Raw genomic sequence first — 1,027 nt, forward strand, 5'->3', positions numbered from 1 at the left:
GCCGAACGCTACTTGACGGGCAAAGACGGATGCACAACGTTAGGAAAAGAGTTCGGGGTGGACCGTAAGAAAGTCAGTCAATGGGCACTCCTCTATGAGCGCTGGGGCGAGACGATCTTCAATCCGTCCTATACAGCCCACTCGCCGGCGTTTAAACTAAGGGTACTAAACGATATGGCGGACAACGGGCTGTCCCTGATCGACGCGGCCCTGAAGTACAGGCTGTCCTCTCCCGGGATGATCTCCAACTGGCGATCCACATACGAACGGGAGGGGCCCGAGGGCCTGTCCGCCAAGCCGAAAGGACGTGCCCCGATGCCGAGACGGAAGAAGCAGGAGCCCAAAGAGATGACGGAGGTCGAGAAGCTCAAGGAACGGGTCGAGTTCCTCGAGATGGAGAACGCAGCGTTAAAAAAATTGAAAGCCTTGGTTCAAGAAGAGGAAGCGCGACGAACGGGATCAAGGCCCAAGTGATCGACGAGCTGCGGGCCACCTATCCTGTACCGGGGCTCCTTCAGGTGCTCGATATGGCTCGAAGCGTCTACTATTATTGGCGGACGCGCCTGACGGCCGATGACAAGTATGCGGACGTGAAGGAAGCGATCCGGACCCTCTTCCACGAACACGAAGGACGTTGTGGCTATCGGCGAATCCATGCGCTACTCGAGCGCCAAGGTTTCAGGCACGACCCGAAAACAGTGTTGCGTCTTATGGACGAGCTCGGTCTCAAGTGCCTCGTCCGCATGAAGAAATATCGTTCCTACAAGGGAGAGGTCGGAACGATCGCAGCGAACCTCCTCGAACGGGATTTCCAGGCCACAGGCCTAAACCAGAAGTGGGTGACCGATGTCACCGAGTTCCACCTTTTCGGGGAGAAACTCTATCTCTCACCGATGATGGACCTGGCAAACCGTGAAATCATCGCCTATACGATGTCAGATAAGCCTAAGTATCCATTCATCGGCGAGATGTTGGACCAAGCCATCGCGAGACTCGATAGCGATAGAAGGCCGATCCTCCATTCTGA

2 protein-coding genes are annotated in these 1,027 nt (G+C 55.9%); both read left to right on the top strand.

Going from position 1 to position 1,027, the window contains the following annotated elements; genetic code table 11:
* Window positions 1-474: helix-turn-helix domain-containing protein (locus tag EVJ24_RS15160; RefSeq protein WP_131441802.1), on the top strand; the 474-nt coding region annotated here is incomplete at its 5' end.
* Window positions 471-1,027 (top strand): IS3 family transposase (locus tag EVJ24_RS15470; protein WP_236637691.1); only part of this gene is annotated, 557 nt, incomplete at its 3' end. The genes EVJ24_RS15160 and EVJ24_RS15470, both read left to right, overlap by 4 nt.

This window comes from Exiguobacterium sp. SH1S21, from assembly GCF_004337175.1.
Classification (GTDB): domain Bacteria; phylum Bacillota; class Bacilli; order Exiguobacteriales; family Exiguobacteriaceae; genus Exiguobacterium; species Exiguobacterium aurantiacum_A.